Origin of the sequence: Enterococcus sp. DIV0840, assembly GCF_050527835.1 — a bacterium.
In the GTDB taxonomy this organism is placed as follows: domain Bacteria; phylum Bacillota; class Bacilli; order Lactobacillales; family Enterococcaceae; genus Enterococcus_L; species Enterococcus_L ureasiticus.
Genome location: NZ_CP172876.1, coordinates 3,067,616 through 3,085,353 on the forward strand (window position 1 = coordinate 3,067,616; position 17,738 = coordinate 3,085,353).

A 17,738-nucleotide genomic window follows, 5' to 3' on the forward strand; every position below is an offset into this window, starting at 1 on the left:
AGAAAATAGAAATATTTTTTTATTTTTTCTTCCCAAAAATGCAAAAAAATATGTAAAACATTTCTTTCTAATTTGATTTTCTTCTCAACTGAACGGGTTTGTTTTAATTTTCAATACGACTAGGTCTCAAGTCTGATTCCGCTCTTTACCTTAGGCTGATTTTTTGATTAAAGACTTGTTATTACTTCTAAAAAAAATTATAGTGGAGAAGAAGTAACGAGACTGTAAAAAGAAACGGGGGAAAAAAATGAACAAAGAGCACTTTTTAATCGAATTGAAAATCTACTTAAAACCTCTGACCAACCAACAACAAGCTTTTATCTTGAATAAATATGAAACAATTTTTGATGAACGCATAGCTGCTGGAGAAACAGAAGAACAGATTGCAAAAAGTCTAGGAAAACCAAGGGCAATCGCTGAAGAAATTTTACAAGAGTTTGATATCACCGTTCCTGAAAAGAAACTTGAACGAGATGGTTGGCAAGAAATCCAGCCAGTTGTAAATAATGACTACCGTTATGATGAAATATCTGAACATCCTTATGATGATACTTACCGTTCCTATGAACGTCCTCATCGTACTGGTTTTACTCGATTCTGTCAGGTTGCAGGAGTCCTTTCATTTAACTTTCTTTTTATGTTTTGGATGATTTTTGCATTTATTATGGTTGTATTTTCTTGTTGGTTAGTCGCTGTCGTTTTCTTATTTTCACCAATTCTCGGAGGCGTTTCAATATTTTCCGGATTTAATGATGGCGCAATATTCCAATTGTTTGTCAGTATTTTCCTTTTTGGTGCCGGCATTATCGGATTATTGATCTTGACGCCGTTAACAAAATTCTTTGGAAAAGTTTTGAAACGATATCTGCAATGGAATATTCGCGTTTTAAGAGGAGAGGTTTAATATGAAAAAGACAACTGCTTTTTTTCTGACCATTGGTGTTTTATCCATGATCATCGGTGGAATAGGAGGTGCCGTGTATTTCAGACGCGCTGAAAATTCTATGACAGATACAAAAGAACAAATATATGAGATAAAAAATAAACAAAGTACAAAAGAAATCCATCTTAAGCTTTCAGGTAATGCTGAGTTTCATATTCTTACTGAAAATTCGAATAAGATCGTAATGAATACTCGGAGTTCTATGCCTATTTCAATTAACAGTTCTTTAGATGTTAAGGAAACAGACAACCAACTGACGGTTTCAGCAAACAGTAATAAGAATAAACAAGAACTAAACGGAATAAAATTTGGGATTTTCGATCGAGGATCAGCTGTAACATTAACGATCCCTGACGATACTGAACGCTTGATAATCGATGGCAGTGCTGACGATACTATCAATCTTTCGGGTGTCACAACAAAAGATTTATCCATTAAAATGACCAATACGGACATTAACGTTCTTAATACCAATACAGAAAAATTGACGCTTGAAACTAGCAATGGTTATCTTAACGTTCAAAATGATGTTCAAGCAGACGAAGCGGCATTCAAAACCACAAATGGTGATATTCAAATAGGTAATTTTGTTGCATCTAATTGGTCTGCTACTAGTAGATCTGGCGATATTTCCTTAAATTCAGTCAAAGGGAGCGCTAAAATAGAAACCACTAATGGAGAAATCCAAGCAACTAATTTAAAAGGCGAAGCTATCGTCAAGAGTATCAACGGCGATTTTTCATTATATGGAACAGAAATTCCTAAAAAATTACTGGTTGAAACCCAACGAGGAAGTATTGATTTGCACACAGAAGAAATTTTATATGATGTAACGATCAAAACAAAAACAAAATTGGGTGATAGTACGATATTTGGAAAAGAACGAACTTCTTACAAAAAAGGTAAAGGAACAAAATCATTCACGTTACAAACAAGTTCTGGGGATATTTCAGTTGAAGGTCCTTCAGATTATGAAGATGGAGAAGATGACTAATTTTCTTTTACATTCAGAGAGATCGGAACAAAAGTGTTTACTTTTATTCCAACTGTTCATTCGCATTTAGGGTGTGAGACAAAAGTGGATTTGACTTTTGTCTCACACCCTCTTTTTTGATGATTCTCAGATGTGTTCTTAATTATTTGATGTTATAATAAACTTTATCTAATCTGGAAAGGATCTTTCATGAAAAATAAATTATACTATCAATTTGCAGGCAGCTGTTTTTTAGTTGTCTTTATGTTTTTAGGCTACGTAGTGCGTTTTTACCCTGGTTGGTTAAAAGGGTTTGACCAAACGATCACGACGATCGTGCGGACGCCTTATCCTTCAGCTAATCAATTTTTCATTTGGTATACAAAGTTCGCTGATCCATTGACGGTAGGGATTTTGACTTTAGCAATTGCTTTTATATTTTTTAGAGGAAAATATTATGCGGAAATGCTTTGGCTTTTGATCAATACTGGATTGATTGCAGGTGTTGCTAACCCATTGATCAAGTTATTATTTATGCGCCCTCGTCCAACCTTAAATCATTTAGTAACAGAGCATAGTTACAGTTTCCCAAGTGGTCATTCTACTGGAAGCGTATTGTTGTATGGAACGATTATTTTATTATTACCGCAATTTATTAAGCAAAAAAATCTTTGTTTATTTTTACAAATTCTCTTAGGATTAGGTGTTTTTCTGATTGGTATCAGCCGAATCTATGCTGGTGTTCATTTCCCTAGTGATGTTTTAGGCGGATTCTGTTTTGGTTTAGCTTGGCTATTGATGACCTATCCAATTTATTTAGAAAAACGCTTTGTCTGGCGCTTTAAAAGTAAACAACAATAGAAAGAAGAAGAATTATGTCTGAATTTATCTATACGGAAGATCCAAATAAACGATATCATACATGGAATTATGCATTGCGTCAGCAGTTTGGCGGGAAAATATTTAAGGTTCCTTTAGATGGTGGGTTTGATTGTCCTAATCGAGATGGAACTGTCGCAAAAGGCGGTTGTACTTTTTGCAGCGTTTCAGGATCAGGTGATATGATCGTTGCTCCTCAAGATCCTTTGCCGATTCAATTTCAAAAAGAAGTTCATATGATGCATAAAAAGTGGCCGAATGTTGACCAATATATCGTCTATTTTCAAAACTTCACAAATACGCATGCGCCTGTTGAAGTGATTCGGCATCGTTTTGAACAAGTGGTCAACGAAAAAGGGGTTGTCGGCATTTCGATTGGGACTCGTCCAGATTGTCTACCTGATGAGGTTGTCGAATATTTAGCTGAACTGAATCAGCGGTATTATTTGTGGGTGGAATTGGGATTACAGACGACCTATGAAAACACAAGCAGTACGATCAACCGAGCCCATGATTATCAAACGTATTTAGACGGTGTAGCAAAATTACGGAAACATGATATTCGAGTTTGTACCCATCTAATCAACGGTTTGCCTGGAGAAAGTCTAGATATGATGAGAGAAAATGTTCGTCGAACGATTCTTGATTCAGATATTCAAGGGATCAAATTACACCTATTGCACCTTATGACCAATACACGTATGCTAAGAGATTATCATGAGGGACGTTTGCAGTTAATGACCCGAACTGATTACGTAAATGTTATTTGTGATCAGCTAGAAATGATTCCACCTGAAATCGTGATCCATCGTTTAACGGGGGACGCACCTACTGATTCTTTAGTTGGTCCGATGTGGAGTTTGAAGAAATGGGAAGTCTTGAATGCCATTGATGATGAGATGAAACGTCGTGAAAGTATTCAAGGTATCTATAATGTACACAAAACTACGGAGGTATTTAGCTAATGTTACAAACAGCTCTCCATTTTAGTCATACACTTTTAAAAGAAGTGATTCAAGTTGGCGATATAGTCGTTGATACTACGATGGGAAACGGAAATGACACAGCTTTTCTAGCAGAGCTCGTTGGTTCAACTGGTTTAGTCTATGCATTTGATGTCCAAGAACAAGCCCTGATAAATACAGAAAAGAAGCTCACTGAATTAGGTTTAAAAGACCAGACTACTTTATTGCATCAAGGTCATGAAACCCTTGGAGATGCAATTCCAGAAGAAACTCAATTGACAGCAGCTATTTTTAATTTGGGCTATCTTCCTAAAAGTGATAAACAACTCATTACCAAACCTGATACAACAAAAAAAGCTCTAGATGCATTGCTTGCTAGGCTAAAGCCTAAAGGACGAATCATTTTAGTCGTTTATTATGGACATACTGGCGGCGAAGCTGAATTAGCATTGGTCCAAGAGTATTCTCAAAAATTACCTCAAGAAGAGTATAGTGTACTGACATATCAGTTTGTCAATCAGAAGAATAATCCGCCGATTTTATTTTGTATTGAAAAAAAGAGGCACTCCGTTTTATTTTAGAAACAGAAAAGACCGTCCGAAAAGCAATTAGGGGAAACTTTCACGATTTTCCTAACTGCTCTTCGAACGGTCTTTGCCATCGTCATGACTATTTTATCATTCCTAGAACCTTTGAAATTTAGTATTAACGAACGTTATTATTATAGATATCCAACATATATCCTCTAGAGCGAACTGTTTTTATATAGACTTTATTTTGACCTGTGGTTCTTTCAAGTTTTCTTCTTAAGTGATAAATGAGATTGGTTATCCGATATTGTCTCGTTTTAGAATCAGACCCGTAGACTTGTTTTTCAATCTCATCATAGCTGAATGTCATTTTAGGTTTTTGTGAAAGAACATCTAATAATTTAAATTCCAATTTTGTTAGTGAAACTTCAACGTCTCCATCGATCATCACACTAAAGTTATCTGGAATCAAATGAAATTCTCCGATATTTTGCCTACGCGATTTTGTATTTTCTTTAATGCTTGCATCTTTCTCTAGCAAAAAATGATTTCTTAGCAAAGCATTTTTAATAATCAGCTCTTTCTCCATTTTACTGGAGTTTTTATTTAACACAAAATCTGCACCTAATTGCAAATATACTAATTTATCCATTTCTTTTTCTATAGAAGAAATAATCCAAATAAAACAAGTTGACTGTTTTTTTATGGTCATAATCAACTCACAAACTGCACCTAACCGATTTTTTTCTTCTTCTAAAATAATGACGCCCTCTAATTGATTTAATTGCTCAAAAAGTTCAGCCACATCCCTCAACAAAACAATTCTAGGATATTCTTTTAGATACTCTTCTTGCACTTCCTTTTTTCCGATCCTAAATAAAATAAACCAATATTGCTCACTTCAGTTCACACCTTATGTTTATTTTTGAATAGTTCGCACGATTTTCAAATGTTATGACAATCTCTAGAATTATTTATGTTTAACTTTTCTTTTTTTGCTTTTTTTCATTTGGCGTTCTGCTTCTTTTTTCTCTCTTTTTTTCTTCTTTAATAGGATGACGATCAAAATTATTATTAAGAGGAATAATACGCCAATCAATATATATATCCACATATCATTCTTTTTCACACTTACATCCGTTTCGTTTAGTTTTTTTGCAACATCTGCTTTGATTTCAAAATCTTGAACGAAATGCCACTCTTTTTTCATAGAATTTGCGTACATATCTAATGTGTATTTCCCCGGTCTCAACTTTTCTCCATTTAACGATACTGGATAAGAAAAAGAACTTTTTGGCGCCATTTGCATTCCTTCATTTTTAGAAGAATACAAGACATCTTTTTTACCTTTTTTTGTAATTTTTGTATTTACTGATAGCTGGTTCATATATTTTGGCTGCGTATTTTGAATAGTCGCATTGATGACATTTCGGGCATTAACTTGTCCAGGTTTTACTTCGGTTAGTTTTAATTCAGACTCGACTTTTTCATCTGACTCGTGTAAGACAACTGCAACAACATAGGCATACTTATTTTCAATTGCCAGTCCTTGCGCTTTATCTTTCTCCTCTTTTTTGTTTTCTTCTTTTTCTTCTAATGTAATGCCACCAGCTAAAATCCCTTTAAATTTTCCTTCCGGCATTTGAATATCCAACTCTAAATCATTTGAGCCTTTAGCAGGAATTTTCACTTCATCGACGGTTGGTTTGACGATATCTTCGATATTGTATTGTACAGTATCATCAACTTTTGTATTAGATTCTCCATATTCTACAACACCATTGATATTCGTTGTCCCTGCGTGAACAGATGGTTTTACGATCACTTCTTTTTCTGTATCATTACGCATATGGACTTTTAGCTTTTGTTTTTGTTTTGGGGTCATATTTAAATCAAAATATGTATGACCTGTATCCTTTTGATTTTCTGGTATCACTGGTTCGACACTAAACTTCAATTCAGAAGCTTCTGTTTTAGAAACAAAACTCATTAAACCAACTAAAATAATAAAAAAAAACCTAAATTCTTCTTAAATTTTAACACAACTATTTTCCTCCATTTTCTTTTTATGTATTTAGAATAAAGTCATAAGTTGAACGAGATACTCATTCTTTAAGAAAATAAATAAGGTAGGCATGTAAATTTTCTTAAATGGATGCGTTTAGTAGATAGAACCTGATGAGGAAATTTGTTGTTGATACTATTCCCTCATCATTGTTTATCTACCTGGCAATGAGTATCACCAGTCTTATCTCATGTCTTATTCTAAAGTGATACTTTTATGTTTACTCTTCTATATTTTCTGGAATATCAGTTAATGTCCAAGTTAAAGTTGTTTTGTATGTGTCAGCTTCTTTAACTGTAGAACCAGGAACATCTAGTTTGATGCTTTCTTTCATGGTATTTTCATCACCAAAACGGTATACCCACGTACCAAATCCTTCACCTGTAGATGTAGCCATCACGTTTTGAGCAATACCTGATCCGTCTGTACCTAAAGTGAATGTGTCTTTTACAGCACTTGGCGCTTTTGAAGAAGAAACAGTCGCCGCTTCACCATTCAAGAAAGTGATTTGTGCACCAGTTAATTCTTTTTTATTTTTTAATGATTTAAATTGACCATTTTGTTTCACGCTAAGCGCCCAGCCTTTTTCGCCACCACGTTTATCAGTTACTTGAGCGTAGTTTGGTACTGGATTTGCTTCATCAACCTTGCCATCTGCTCCTTTTAAAAATTGAGGTTTTGCAAAGTATGTTTGGTTTTTATTAGAAATCAATTGGGTACCAAAATCTAGAATCGAAGCATAATCTAAACTCAAAGGACCATTTGTTCCAGGTTCCACTGGTTTTTCTGGATCTGTTGGGTCAACTGGTACAACTGGTTTTTCTGGATCTGGATTTGTTGGATCTGTTGGGTCGGTCGGTGCATCATCTTCAACAAATTTTACTTGTGCATCTGTGTCGCGGTTTGCAGGAATTTCTTCAGGGGCTGCTAAAGCTTGTGAACCGAAAATTACTGTACTGAATAATAAAGCACCTGCTAGTGTTGTTAGTTTTAATGATTTCATTTAAATTTCTCCTCTGTTTATATCAATTTTTTTATTAGATTTATTCTTCCACTGTTGCATTTTCTGGTACGTCTGTTAATGACCAAATCAATTTTGTTTCATATTTTACTGCATCTTTTGGTGTTGTTCCTGGTACAGATAATGTGATTGCTTTATTTTTTTTCACTGTTTTACCGTCTACGTCTACATCTTCAAGTGTTCCAAAGCGATCTACCCATGTACCTGCTCCAGCTCCTTTTTCAGCAGCCATTACTTTTGTTGCTGTTCCTGGAACTAATGTCATATCCACTGTTTTTGGTGCTGTTACATTAGTACTATTTGATGCTGCTTTACCTTCAGTGAAAACAATTTGTGAACCTGTCAATTCTTTATTCAATGTATTGTCATTTTTAAATTGAGCATCTTGTTTAACAGTCAATGTCCAACCACCGTTTGTTCCACGTTTATCAGAAATTTGTACATAGTTAGGTTTTGCTGATGATGGTTCAAAATCTGAATGATCTTCATTCCATAAATATTGTGGTTCTGCGTAATATAATTCATCTTTATTCGTAATTTTATTTTTACCGAAATCAATACTTGAAGCAAAATCGATACTTAATGGTCCTTCTGTTCCTGGATTTGGTTTATGATCAGGTGTTGTTGGGTCCCATGGTTCAACCGGATTGTTAGGATCTGGATTTTCTGGATCAACGGGATCTGTTGGGTTAGTATCTGGAACAAATTCAACGATTCCTCCACTTTGATAGTTTCTTTCGTAGCTTTCAGCTGCTAAAACTTTCACACTTGACGCAGACAGTGAAGCAAGGATCATTAACACCGCTGCTGATTTAAAATTAACTAATTTCATTTCATATTCCCCTTTGTTTTCTTTTTCTTATTTATAAGGATAATCAATAGGATAATCACTAAAATAAAGATACCTATCAATCCTATATAACGATTACTGCTTTCCCCAGTGTTTGGAAAGATTTTAGATGGTTTACTTCCAAGCTGACTGTGATCATTATTAGCAGGCACTATACCTGAGTCTGAAATCACTTTAGAAGAGTCGTCAATGGTGTCCGATGATACTTCTTCAGATGATGAATTTTCTTCTGGGTATTCATAAGAACCATAGAATCCCACTCCTGTACGAGACTCATATTCTTTAGAATCGGCTGCATAAACATTGAGACTCCCAATCAATAAAAGGAAAGAACCGCATAGCGACAATACAAATAGAAATGCTTGTTTTGTTTTCATTTATTCCTCCTCCTATTCGTTGGCAGGAACATCTTGCAATGTCCATTGAATGGTTCCTGAATATTTTTCTGCTCGTGGTTTACCTGCCTTTACATCTAAAAATGGGCCAATCTTCGTTCCCGACCAATCATTTGAAATATTCACAGCTTGTTCATCGACTGTTTCTTTCTCTGTAATTGGTATAGCGTTTCCTAAGGTAAAGATATAGTCATTTTTTTGATCTTTGTAATGAAGACTATTTGATAACTCATGACCTGAGGTGCTTGTCAATTCTTTTTGTAATGTCGCATTCATTGACCACTTTTCACCAACACCACGATGATCTTCAACAACTAAATCATCGTCTTTTGTTCCAATTGGATAGACTTGATCTTTTGCAGATATTTTTAAGTTTTGGCCAAAATCAAGCATTTTAGGAGCAGAAATGAAGACAAGATCTCCTCTTTTTTTGTTGATTTCTGTTTGTACTTCATTAGATTCTATATCTTGTGGTGTCTTTGAATCATCAGTAAATGCTCCAAAAAATGAATTTACTTTTGATTTAATTATTGTTCCGTCGAGTGCGTCTTCTTTCACAGTCGCTTCAAATTCAAAAACAAGATTTTGATTGCGAGGTTCATTCTTAAGTTGCTCCATATCCAAGCCTAAAAATACCACTTCTGTGTTAGCGATAACTCCGTAACCAATCGACTTTCCAGCTTCGTTTTTCACAGTAAGATTCCGGATATTTTCTAAATTATTTTTATCCATAGTTACATTTGCTGAAAAAGCTGTATACGAAGGGTTACTTAAAGACTTCGGATTTAATACAGTTGTACGATAAATCAGCGTTTCTCCTTGTACAGCATTATCCGCAACAGTTTTTCCATCTTCATGAAAAACTTCTTGTTTTACCTGGTAGTTTATTTTTTCATGAACGGGTATTTTGGCATCTATACTTGCATTTTGTGCAAGGTTATTAGTAGCAGCAAACTTATTGATAATTGTTTGATCCGCTCCAGAGATAATTTTCGCTTTATACTTTATTTCAACTTGTGACTGGGCAGCTATATCATATAATCCAGCTGTGAATTTATGTGATGCTTTGTCATAAATCGAAGGATCTAGAGGTGATTCTGTGCCATTTACATCTACTAGTTTTAACGAACTTGTGTCCAACTCTAATTCTTGCGGCAATGTATCTGTTAATTCCACCTGTTTCCAAACATCCATATCTCCACGATTTCTTGCAATTACGCTAAACGAAAGAGTATCGCCAACCTCAGCCTTTTCTCCTGAAGTTCGATCATTTTCATATGTTTTTTCTACAGAAGGTATTACAGGTGCAGGTTCTTCAATTGATAAATCCAAGGAACCAGTCCCTACGCTTCCCTGTTTTACATTCATCTTATTCCATCTGAGAGCAAAAACAGGATGGCTTAAGGGAAATTTATACCCTAATGGTTGAATTGGATCCCACTCTTCAGAAGGAGCTGTAGAACCCACCATAGGATGTAACCATTGTTCAGACTTGATGGAACCCCAATAACTAATTTTAAATAGACCTCTTCCACCACCTCCGCTGGCCTCGGTTAAATTCCCTGATTTATAATCTTTCGGTCCAGCGGCATCTCCATAACCATTATTCGTATAGAAATAAATCCGTGCAGGCAATTTATCTACTGGTGTTTTATTTGGCTCATTGAAATACAAACCTGATTTACCATAAGAAAATAACTGAGAGTTTGTATGGGATCCACCAACATCCATATGCGCTCCGTATGTTATAGCATAGTCTTTGTCTGTAGTACTATCATTGTAAAAACTTACATCATAACGAATTCTTCCAGTCCCTTCACTTACTACATAACCATGAACCCTCACAGGTAAATAATAAGGTGTTGTATCCGTACCAGCTTTCCCACGTGTCTCAAAAAAACCATATGAAACGACTTCATTGTCTTTTACATATTGAGAAGTTATCCAAGTGGATGTAGTTTCCCCTTCTAAACTTGCTCCTGACTTTGAAATGGAACCTGTTGTAGGATCTACCTCTCCAATATCAAAATTGGCTCCTGATGAACCAACAGAGTTAAACGCATAGTCATAATCGTAACCGAAAACTCCTGTGCTCTTTTGAACACCATCCGGTTTTTTTACGCCAATCATCATCGGAGATAGTAATGGTAATTTTTTATCTGATCCTAGCGGCGCAAACATATTACCAATAGTAGAAAATCCAGTAGTATAATTATAAATATTTGACTTACCCATATGCCCAAAAAACATATAGTAATCTCGTAGTTGATTATCAAACACTCCACCTGTCAACTTAACTGGTGTATTCACAGAAACTTGTTTAAACGTTGATAAATCTAACCCATCATTGTTTAATTGCTTCCAATCAAAACTAGGTAACGTAACTCTTGGACTGATTTCTTCTGCGGTACTAACAGTCGTTATTGACGAACTTTCTGGTAGCATTTCTGTTGTAGTTTCTTGAGTAGATAGATCTGAGATTGTTTCCTCATCTTCAGCTATTTCTTCTGTTGAATTTTCAACAGCCACTGTAACCTGTTCTTTTTCTTCACCAGCCTGAAGTATTATATTCTGCTTTCCTTCTTGAAGAAATCGTCCAGAAAATATAACAGTATTTACTTGTTTATTTTTCAATACAAATGAAAGTTGATGCTTTTCAGAAGTAATCTCGATATTTTCTATCTTGTCTGTATTTTCCTGTCTAAATCTTTCTTCATTCAGCTGAAAACTTTTTGGGTAGCTTAGTGTCAAAGCGTCCTCTTCTATATTGTTTAATTTGATAGAGAAATTAGCTACCCTATTAACTTGAACCGTTTCCTCAGTCATACTCAACTGAATTGTTTTGTCTTTTGCGGAAACTTTATTAGAAGTAGACATGGCTACACTACCAATTAAAACAAATAAAAGAGAGAAAATAAGAATCAAATACTTACCAAAAATAACATTCTTTTTCTGTTTTATTGTCATTCACGATGTCCTTTCCAGTGAATATTTGTCTTCAAAAAGGAGTTGGTGCACCTTGTCCTTAAGACATGAGATTATTCTATTCTCTTGAGAGTTCTTTGTCATTTCAATTTTTTTCAAATTTTTTAAATATTTTTGGAAAGATCTACAAAAGCTTCTGCCATCACCATTTTCACCCCATAATCTATTTTTTATACGTATACATCTTGTATTCCCTATGAAATGAAGGCTATAATAAAGATTAAATTTAAATATCATTACTACATTATTTAAAAATATTTTATGGAGGATTTTTGAAACAACTACTAGATAAGGAGTATCAGCAAAGGTTAGAAATTTTAAATACCTTGAGATTCAACCTTTACAAAGAGCTTCATTCAAGCAACTCAGTGCTGAACTAGCTCTCTCTTCCTATGTCATAAAAAAAGAAATAAATAGAATAATTGAGGACTTGGAAATCTTTCAACTCTCAAATTTTAAAATAATCATTAAGGATAAAGATGTTTATTTTTATTCAACTGGAAAAGATTCTTTATTGACCTTGCAATGGCATTATCAAAAAGAATCAAAGCTATTTTTGCTTTTAGACGCCATTTTTAAGTCCGAGGATTTTTCATTTGAGGATTTTTCGTCAAAGTATTATTTGAGTCTTTCTGCAGCATACCTTTTAAAATCTGAGCTTGATAAACTGCTTACTACATATGACATTAAGATCGACTCTAATTTAAACTTGTCAGGAAACGAAACAACGATTCGGATTTTTCTTTACGATGTCTATTTTTACTCTTTCAATAGTTTAGAATTCCCTTTTTCAAAAGAAATTGTCACTTTGACCAACCTTCTGCTCCATCGAATTGATAAACTTTATTCGATGAACTATGCACCTTCACAAGCTGCAAAACTAAGATTTTACTTAGCCATTTTATTTCAGCGATTATATGCTGGAAATACGATTGCTTTACATGGAAAACCATTAGAAACCAAAAGTGCTCAATACTCTGAAAAAGTGATGTCGATAAAAAATTGGTTTTCTGACCATACAACATTGACATTAAAAGAAATTGTGCAGGAAGTGTCTTTTATCTATTCATTTTTGATTGCTGAACAGTTGATTATGAGTAATAATCCAAAGGGAATCGCTGAGCATATAGATACCTTTTGCCCAGAAGCCTTCTCCTTAAATAAATTACTGCTAAAAGAATTGAAAACGGTTATGGGGATAAATCAACAAACTCCGAATTTTTCCAATATTAAATGGGGATTATTACGTATTCACTATAAATTTCTTCATTTTACTCATACAGACGCAGCATATAGTTTTGATTTTGACTTTAGTTTTTTTAAAGAGAACTATCCTGATTTTTTTCTGTTTATTGACTCATTTATACGTAAGCAGCAGTTAGATGAAAATAAAACGAATGCCCTTAAATATGATTATTTATTTTTGCTGATTCAATGTGTTCCTGCTGCAATTTTTAGTAAACCTATATATATTTGTATCGATTTTTCCTATGGTGAATCATACAATTCATTTATTTTAGATAATATCCAGTCATTCAAATTTCTGAATATTGTCGTTGAAGAGAGCCTTTCTGAACGAACAGCTTTATATTTATCCGACCTTAAACCCGCTGGTTTAACATGTGATTATATTATTTGGAAAAAGCCTCCGCTCGCTTCTGATTGGGAGCATTTTGGCAATAAAGTCGTTAAATTAAAAGAACAAGGAGACTACATATATGGATAGGATAGATAGAAAAAAAAATTGCTCTCAACACTTTTTATTTGTAATGCTGTACTTGCTAGTTTACTTATTACTTCACCCATAGAAAGTATTGCCTCGCCTGATGACGGGGGCGTTTCGCCTGTAAATCCGTTAAATCCTGAGGTAACAGTTGAGCCAACAGCCCCACCACCAGACCAAAAATCGGAAAATGAACGTGAATCAAACGAATTAAGCGGAACAAATCAAGTGAACAGTGAATATTCCATTACTTTTAGCAAAGAGGAAGAGGAAGAGAAAGAGGAAAATAAGCCTACTCTACCTGAAACTAAAGCGAAGAAACAATCTAAATTACACAATATTAAAAAGCTTTCTTTTTACCCAATCGGTAATGAAGGAGTATTGCTTGAACCTTCTCCAAGCAGAGGTGGAGGCTCATCAGATTTTATCGAACCTACCACTCAAACAGGTCAATCTTTAGCCAGATTATCAGGTATACTGATTTATGGGCGAAAATGCAAAGACTAAATTTTAACTTCCTCATGATGAACAAAAAGACGTATCTGAGACAATAGTCCTTTACTAAAAGAAAACAAGCCTGATTTTTGATAATAATCGTCAAAATCAGACTTGTTTTTCGGTTATGTAAACTTTTCTCTCTATGAATTTTCCTATTCCATTCAATGCCAGCCTAACGGAAGTCTTCACCCCATGTTTCCAAAACAAACCTGCTTTTATAAAAAAGTGAAACAATAATCAATAACAACTGATTATTATCTCAGAATCTACAAGATATTTTCTTAATTTTTTGGGGTTTTGTGTCTTCATTTCCTCTATAAATAAACAAAGACAACCCTATAAAAATAAAGGGTTGTCTTTTTCTTCTATTCAAATACAAATTGATTGTGATACAATTCTGAATAAAAACCTTCTTGTTTCAACAATTCATGATGGCTTCCTTCTTCGATCACTTCACCGTTCCTTAAAACAACAATACGATCTGCATTCAAAATTGTTTTCAAGCGGTGAGCAATGACGAAGCTGGTTCTGCCTTTGATTGCTTCATCCATCGCTTTTTGAATTTTTGCTTCTGTTACAGTATCTACGTTACTTGTAGCTTCATCTAAAATCAATAATGATGGGTTTGTGATGATTGTACGTGCGATACTAATCAGTTGTTTTTGACCTGTACTAAAAATATTGTTTTCCTCAGTAATTTCAGTGTCATAGCCATTTTCTTGTTCCATGATGAACTCGTGAATATTTGCTTGTTTAGCAGCCCCTATAATCTCTTCCTCAGTAGCTTCGGGTTTACCAAAAGCGATATTTGCTCGAATTGTTCCAGAGAATAAAACTGAATCTTGTAAAACGATTCCTACATGACTTCTTAAACTACTTAATTCAATTTCACGAATATCTGTACCATCAAATGTAACCGAACCGCTATTCACATCATAAAAACGATTCAATAAATTCATGATCGTCGTTTTACCTGAACCCGTTGGCCCAACTAAAGCGACCATTTCACCCTTGCTTACGTTAATTGAAACGTCTTTTAAAATCGGTACTTCTGGGTCATAGCCAAACTCAACATGATTCAACGAGACAGACTCATTGATACCATCGATTTCTTTGCCATTTTTTGGATTGATTTCATCCGGCTCATCAAACATTTCATTCAAACGACGAGCTCCTGTGATCGCTAATTGGATCATGCTATAGCCTGACGAAATCTGCATCAATGGTTGGTAATATTGTTGTGAATATTGAACGAATGTTACGACTAAACCTAAAGCAACTGTTTTTTCCAAATCACCATTTAAAGCTAACCAACCACCAAAGAAAATCACAATAGCAGTATTTACAAGAGACATTCCCTGCATCATTGGAAATAGCAGTCCAGAATAAACTTGTCCTTTAAACGTTGCTTTACGCACTGTTTCATTATGTTCTAAAAATCCATCGATTGTTTCTTCTTGTAAACCATTTGTGATGATCACGCGTTGTCCACTAATTTTTTCATCCATATATCCGTTTAATTTACCGACTTCATCTTGTTGGATATCAACATATTTTCTTGCCTTGCTAATAACAACTACAGCAATCAAGATCGCTACAGGCGTAGAAGCAATCGTTGCCCACGCCAATTGAACATTTTGACGGAACATCATGATCAAGATTCCAACAAATAATGCGGCATTCGTCAACACTTGAAGTAAGGCTTGATTCAAACTATTTTGGATGTTATCCAAATCACTGGTAAAACGACTTAAAATTTCACCATCTTGATGTGAATCAAAGAAACGAATCGTTAATTTTTCTAATTTATTGAATAAGCCGATACGCATCCGGTTTGTTGATTTTCCAACAACTTGGGTAAATAGTATACTGTAAATAAAGTTTGCTGCACTTGTTAGTACATAAAAAATCAATAACTTCCAGATAATATCGATGAATTTGCTCTTATCATCTGTTCCTTGCGCCAAAGCACCCACGTAATTTGCCAATTCTTGAATTGCTTCACCAATAAATTGAGGTGCTTTAACCTGTAAATACGTGGCAATAACAATTGTCACAAAGATAAACAAGAAGGAAAGTTTATAACGTTTTAAATAATGAAAAAAGAATTTACTTGCTCTTATTAAATCAGTCATTATTTTCATCCTTTCCTTTTTGTGTTTCATAGATTTCTTGATAGATTGGGTTTGTCTTCGCTAATTCTTCATGTGTTCCCTCACCCACTAATTGACCTTTATCTAAAACTAAAATCCGGTCTGCATGCACAACAGAAGAAATTTTCTGTGCGATCACAATCGTTGTTGTATCTTTTAAATCTCTATCCAACGCTTCTCTTACTAAACGTTCTGAACGGGCATCTAAGGCACTTGTACTGTCATCTAAGATCAAAATCTTAGGATCACCGATCACCCCTCGTGAAATAGATAAACGTTGTTTTTGTCCACCTGAGAAGTTGTTGCTTCGTTCAGCAACTGGTGCTTCGTATTGTAATGATAATTTTTCAATAAATTCTTTTGCTTGCGCAATTTCAGTTGCCCGAGACATATCAGCTTCACTAGCATCTCGTTTTCCCTGACGTAAATTTTGTGAGATCGTACCAGAGAAAAGAATCGCTTTTTGTAATACGAAAGACACAGCTTTACGCAAACTATGTTCATTGACATCCTTCAAGTCAATTCCGCCAACTTCCACTTTTCCCTCAGACGGATCGAATAATCGTGGAATCAATTGTGCCAAAGTCGACTTACCGGCACCAGTCGCGCCTACGATCCCGACCATTTCACCAGGGTTGATAGAAAACGATACATCTTTCAACGTATCTGTATCATCTCCTGGGTAACGGAAACTAACATGATCAAAAACCACACTACCATTTAATTTTTGTTCTGGTACATCTTTATATGTTAGTGCTGGAACTGTATCCATGACTTCTTTGATCCGCTTGATTGAAACAGCAGCACGAGAAGTCATCATCATCATCATTCCACCGATAATGATCGCCATCATGATTTGCATTAAATAACTCATGAATGAGGCAATACCACCGATAACAGTTGGATCATCTTTTACAAGATTACTTACAAGGAAAATAGACCCTACAACAGCTAAATTAGCTGCCAACATAAAGGATGGGATCATCACAGAAAATAGTGTTCCAACAATCAAGTTGTGTTTCGTCAATTCTTCACTGACTTTGGTGAAACGGTTTAATTCATTCTTTTCCTGAACAAAGGATTTAACGACACGAATCCCTAAAAGATTTTCTTTGGCTAATCCGTTCACTTTATCGATCAATGTTTGGATGATCGTAAAATGTTTGCCCATTTGTGAAAACGATAGTGCTGTGATAATGAATACAGCGATAACCAATAAGACAATCACCCACCACAGCTGCGGCAATGTCATCATTGCTAGAATAAAACTACCGATAAACAGAATCGGTATTCTAAATAATGACTGTAATGCGATCATGATCACATTTTGAATTTGAGTCACGTCATTGGTTAAACGAACAACTAAATTACCAGCCGAAAACTCTTCGATATTTCCAAATGAAAAGGTTTGAATCTTACGAAATGTTGCTTCACGAATATCTGCACTCACACCTTGTGCAACTTTTGCAGAATAAATCGTGTTGAAAACGCCGGCGATCAAGCCTAATCCTGCGATCCCAATCAAATACAATCCAAGTTCTTTCATTTGACTCTTATCATCTTTAATAATTGCTTCTAACACTTTTTGTAATAGTTTAGGCTGCCATAATGCCGACATGACCATGACAACAACAGTAAACAATGCTATAGTAACTTCCAGCTTGTACTTTTTGACATGCTCCATAATAATACTCACTTATATCCCAACTTTCTTAGTAGAACTAGCCTTATCTGATTCGTTGTGCAACTTTCAACGAT

General features: G+C 34.9%; 15 protein-coding genes. 7 read left to right on the top strand and 8 right to left on the bottom strand.

The window, feature by feature from the left end; all coding sequences use genetic code 11:
• Positions 1-247 precede the first annotated feature (247 nt).
• The 5 genes from IGL98_RS14640 (at position 248) to IGL98_RS14660 (ending at position 4,341) form a co-directional block, all read left to right on the top strand.
• Complete coding sequence (locus IGL98_RS14640) at positions 248-904, top strand: DUF1700 domain-containing protein (RefSeq protein ID WP_206841630.1); 657 nt, start codon at positions 248-250, stop codon at positions 902-904.
• 1 nt (position 905) lies between these two features.
• Positions 906-1,937 (top strand): DUF4097 family beta strand repeat-containing protein, encoded by a 1,032-nt coding sequence (locus IGL98_RS14645; protein WP_206841628.1) that lies wholly within the window; start codon positions 906-908, stop codon positions 1,935-1,937.
• Between the two features lie 189 nt (positions 1,938-2,126).
• Complete coding sequence (locus IGL98_RS14650; protein ID WP_069646455.1) at positions 2,127-2,777, top strand: phosphatase PAP2 family protein; 651 nt, start codon at positions 2,127-2,129, stop codon at positions 2,775-2,777.
• 14 nt (positions 2,778-2,791) lie between these two features.
• Positions 2,792-3,760: a TIGR01212 family radical SAM protein gene (locus IGL98_RS14655; protein WP_206912903.1), complete on the top strand. Its 969-nt coding sequence runs from the start codon at positions 2,792-2,794 to the stop codon at positions 3,758-3,760.
• Positions 3,760-4,341: a tRNA (mnm(5)s(2)U34)-methyltransferase gene (locus IGL98_RS14660; protein WP_206841622.1), complete on the top strand. Its 582-nt coding sequence runs from the start codon at positions 3,760-3,762 to the stop codon at positions 4,339-4,341. The genes IGL98_RS14655 and IGL98_RS14660 overlap by 1 nt, the downstream gene beginning before the upstream one ends.
• Before the next feature lie 124 nt (positions 4,342-4,465).
• Here IGL98_RS14660 and IGL98_RS14665 read toward each other — a convergent pair whose 3' ends face one another.
• From IGL98_RS14665 to IGL98_RS14690, 6 genes are all read right to left on the bottom strand, one after another.
• Positions 4,466-5,146: a winged helix-turn-helix domain-containing protein gene (locus IGL98_RS14665; RefSeq protein ID WP_206841619.1), complete on the bottom strand. Its 681-nt coding sequence runs from the start codon at positions 5,144-5,146 to the stop codon at positions 4,466-4,468.
• A gap of 114 nt (positions 5,147-5,260) precedes the next feature.
• Positions 5,261-6,247, bottom strand: coding sequence for a DUF916 and DUF3324 domain-containing protein (locus IGL98_RS14670; protein ID WP_242590281.1), 987 nt, complete (start codon positions 6,245-6,247; stop codon positions 5,261-5,263).
• Between the two features lie 328 nt (positions 6,248-6,575).
• Entirely contained in the window at positions 6,576-7,358 is a 783-nt protein-coding gene (locus IGL98_RS14675) for a WxL domain-containing protein (RefSeq protein ID WP_206912904.1), read from the bottom strand.
• Between the two features lie 40 nt (positions 7,359-7,398).
• Positions 7,399-8,208, bottom strand: coding sequence for a WxL domain-containing protein (locus tag IGL98_RS14680; protein ID WP_206841612.1), 810 nt, complete (start codon positions 8,206-8,208; stop codon positions 7,399-7,401).
• Complete coding sequence (locus IGL98_RS14685; protein ID WP_206841609.1) at positions 8,205-8,603, bottom strand: LPXTG cell wall anchor domain-containing protein; 399 nt, start codon at positions 8,601-8,603, stop codon at positions 8,205-8,207. Before IGL98_RS14685 ends, IGL98_RS14680 begins: the two co-directional genes overlap by 4 nt.
• Before the next feature lie 12 nt (positions 8,604-8,615).
• A complete protein-coding gene (locus IGL98_RS14690; RefSeq protein ID WP_206912908.1) occupies positions 8,616-11,588 on the bottom strand; it encodes an isopeptide-forming domain-containing fimbrial protein in 2,973 nt (990 codons plus the stop codon).
• A 448-nt stretch (positions 11,589-12,036) separates the two neighbouring features.
• Here IGL98_RS14690 and IGL98_RS14695 point away from each other — a divergent pair, with 448 nt between their 5' ends.
• Together IGL98_RS14695 and IGL98_RS14700 are read left to right on the top strand one after the other, a co-directional pair.
• On the top strand, positions 12,037-13,332 hold the full coding sequence (locus IGL98_RS14695) for a helix-turn-helix domain-containing protein (protein WP_206841602.1): 1,296 nt from the start codon (positions 12,037-12,039) through the stop codon (positions 13,330-13,332).
• An 18-nt stretch (positions 13,333-13,350) separates the two neighbouring features.
• The gene (locus tag IGL98_RS14700; protein ID WP_206841600.1) at positions 13,351-13,836 is read left to right on the top strand and encodes a hypothetical protein; all 486 of its coding nucleotides are present in this window, start codon (positions 13,351-13,353) and stop codon (positions 13,834-13,836) included.
• A 356-nt stretch (positions 13,837-14,192) separates the two neighbouring features.
• Here the strand turns inward: IGL98_RS14700 and IGL98_RS14705 are convergent, their stop codons facing one another.
• Positions 14,193-15,962, bottom strand: a complete 1,770-nt coding sequence (locus tag IGL98_RS14705) for an ABC transporter ATP-binding protein (protein WP_206841598.1) — start codon at positions 15,960-15,962, stop codon at positions 14,193-14,195.
• Complete coding sequence (locus IGL98_RS14710) at positions 15,955-17,664, bottom strand: ABC transporter ATP-binding protein (RefSeq protein WP_242590282.1); 1,710 nt, start codon at positions 17,662-17,664, stop codon at positions 15,955-15,957. The genes IGL98_RS14705 and IGL98_RS14710 overlap by 8 nt, the downstream gene beginning before the upstream one ends.
• Positions 17,665-17,738 lie beyond the last annotated feature (74 nt).